The 278-nt window shown below is 66.2% G+C and carries 1 protein-coding gene; it reads left to right on the top strand.

Going from position 1 to position 278, the window contains the following annotated elements:
• Positions 1–17: 17 nt before the first annotated feature.
• Positions 18–278, top strand: a 261-nt coding sequence (locus EN850_RS36090; RefSeq protein WP_348642460.1) for an amidohydrolase family protein, incomplete at its 3' end; no start/stop codon positions are given.

Genomic DNA, 278 nt, shown 5'->3' with positions numbered 1-278 from the left:
CAACAACGTACCTCGAGATGCTCGACACGGTTGGCGCAGGCCGCGGTGTGCTGGTCCAGCCCGCGCCATATGGTATCGACAATGCCGCGCTCGTGGCTGCGCTACGCGCAGGACAGGGCAGAATTCGCGGCGTGGCCGTGACGCGTGAGGACGTCAGCGATGCGACGCTTGAGTCACTGAATGCGAGCGGAGTGCGCGCGTTGCGCTTCAACGAAATGCCGAGCCCGCAAACCGGCAAGCCGTTTGCGGGCAGCGTAGGCGTCGACACGGCGCTCGCG

The sequence above is a fragment of the Mesorhizobium sp. M8A.F.Ca.ET.207.01.1.1 genome (assembly GCF_004794715.1).
GTDB lineage: Bacteria > Pseudomonadota > Alphaproteobacteria > Rhizobiales > Rhizobiaceae > Mesorhizobium.
Note: the sequence above shows the minus strand (reverse complement) of the source record. Positions and strands in the feature narration are given on the sequence as shown.